The 2,285-nt window shown below is 33.0% G+C and carries 2 protein-coding genes; both read left to right on the forward strand.

Translation table 11 applies throughout. From position 1 onward, the window contains the following. Positions 1 to 205 precede the first annotated feature (205 nt). Positions 206 to 1,165, forward strand: a complete 960-nt coding sequence (locus ILT06_RS32070; RefSeq protein ID WP_088046851.1) for an alpha/beta hydrolase — start codon at positions 206 to 208, stop codon at positions 1,163 to 1,165. 184 nt (positions 1,166 to 1,349) lie between these two features. Continuing rightward, positions 1,350 to 2,081, forward strand: coding sequence for a DsbA family oxidoreductase (locus ILT06_RS32075; RefSeq protein WP_064475995.1), 732 nt, complete (start codon positions 1,350 to 1,352; stop codon positions 2,079 to 2,081). Positions 2,082 to 2,285: the final 204 nt, after the last annotated feature.

A 2,285-nucleotide genomic window follows, 5' to 3' on the forward strand; every position in this document is an offset into this window, starting at 1 on the left:
GTTTTAAACTTCTTATCAGCCTCAAGTAAGTAATCCTTATTCTTTTGACCCTCTCATATTCATTTTCTTTCATCATTTTTGATGTGTAGTTTAAGATTTTTTATTTTATTTTTTGTAGAAGCAATCTGTTGATGTGTTAAAATAGTGCAGTTGTTTTTTTGAGTACTTGAATATAAGAAGATTTAATTTTGAAAAAGGAGATAATATGAAAAAGATAGGTGTAATTACTATAGTAGTTTTAGTTCTTCTAGCAATTACTTATATGTTAGTCGGGAATTATTTTTATAATTATGCGTTGAATGCGAAACAAGAGAAAGAATTTTTAGAGGATAATCCTCACTTAGTGGAAACAGTGAATGCATCGGGAGGTATGTTCGCTACAAATGAAGAAAAGGATGCGAGCTTTGTCTCAAATCATAAACCTAATACACTACACATAAATTCTTTTGATAAGTTGAAATTAACAGGTTATGAATATATGAATGAACAATCTAGCCATAAATGGGCAATTGTAGTTCATGGATATGATAGTAAGGCATTGAAAATGACGAAATATATCCGGAATTTTTATGAAGAAGGATATAACGTCATAGCGCCAGATCTTCGTGGGCATGGAAATAGTGAAGGCAATTATATAGGGATGGGCTGGCACGATCGTAAAGATATTTTGATGTGGATTCAACAAATTGTACAGAAAGACCCTAATGCTGAAATAGCACTCTTTGGTGTTTCAATGGGGGGAGCAACTGTAATGATGACTTCAGGTGAAGAGTTACCTTCTAACGTTAAAGTTATTATTGAAGATTGTGGATACTCAACTGTTATTGATGAATTTACGTATCAACTAAAAGATTTATTCCATTTGCCAAAGTTTCCTGTTATGAATGCGGCAAATACAGTTACAAAATTAAGAGCTGGATATGATTTAGAAGAAGCTTCAGCTGTAAAACAAGTAGCGAAAAGTAAAACACCGATGCTATTTATTCATGGGGATGCTGATACATTCGTTCCCTATGAAATGTTAGATGAAGTATATAATGCTGCAAAAGTAGAAAAAGAGAAATTAATTGTTCCAGGTGCTGGACATGGAGAAGCCGAGAAGGTAGATTCGAATAAATATTGGAATACCGTATGGAAGTTCGTGGGGAGATACATTCCAGCGTAATTAGATTGTTTTAGATTTGTATATACGATAATCAGAAGGAAGTGTTTTTATACTTTTGATTATCGTTTTTTCTATTTAAAAACTCATTTTAGTTTGTGGTATATAAGGTTTGAAGCATAAATTTTTGAATTCCTTATTGCCAATGCTACAATAATTGAAAACTACATGTTAATGAGGTGTTTCTATGAAAATTGAAGTATGGTCAGATTTTGTATGCCCATTTTGCTATATTGGGAAACGTAGATTAGAAATGGCTTTAGAGCAATTTCCGCATAAGAAGGATGTTGAAGTCGAGTTTAAAAGTTTTGAATTAGATCAAAATGCTCCAATTTATTCTGGAACAAGTATTAATGAAGTACTTGCATCAAAGTATGGGATTAGTATTGAAGAAGCTAAGCGTAATAATATACAATTAGGCAATCATGCAGCTAGTATGGGGTTAAGTTTTAATTTTGATGAGATGAAGCCGACGAACACATTTGATGCGCATCGTCTTGCTAAATTTGCAAAGGATCAAGGGAAAGAAAAAGAGATTACGGAAAATCTACTTTTTGCATATTTCACTGAATCGAAAAATTTAAGTGATGTGGATACGCTTGCTACTATTGCTGAAGCTTCAGGTTTAGATAAGCAAGAAGCTTTACGTGTTATTAATGATAAAAGTGCATATGCAAATGATGTTAGAATTGATGAAGCGATTGCTCAGCAATATCAAATTTCAGGAGTACCTTATTTTATTATTAATCAAAAGTATGCTATTTCAGGTGCGCAACCACTTGAAACTTTTGTCGGTGCACTTCAGCAAGTTTGGGAAGAAGAGAATCCTGCATCTAAGTTACAAGAGCTTTCTTCAGAGGGTGGAAGCGATATGTCTTGTACGGATGAAAGTTGTTCTGTACCTTCAAAAGAACAATAGTTTTTATGATGGAATAGCAACCCATAGAGCGTTTCATGGGTTGCTTATCTATTCTTATAGAAGAGGTATATAAATAGATAAATTAATAACGTAAATAGGATTTTTAAAAAAATGAAGTTTTTTAGAAAAACATGTTGACGATTAAGGGTTAGAGGTGTAATATAGAAAAAGTCGCCGATGCAATAACGCAGAACGCGGCAAACG

Origin of the sequence: Bacillus sp. 17RED48, assembly GCF_019837545.1 — a bacterium.
GTDB lineage: Bacteria > Bacillota > Bacilli > Bacillales > Bacillaceae_G > Bacillus_A > Bacillus_A wiedmannii.

What these genes read in the sequence shown, in the direction of transcription:
- ILT06_RS32070 (WP_088046851.1), top strand. Translation starts at nt 206, where the DNA reads ATGAAAAAGATAGGTGTAATTACTATAGTAGTTTTAGTTCTTCTAGCA.
- ILT06_RS32075 (WP_064475995.1), top strand. Translation starts at nt 1,350, where the DNA reads ATGAAAATTGAAGTATGGTCAGATTTTGTATGCCCATTTTGCTATATT.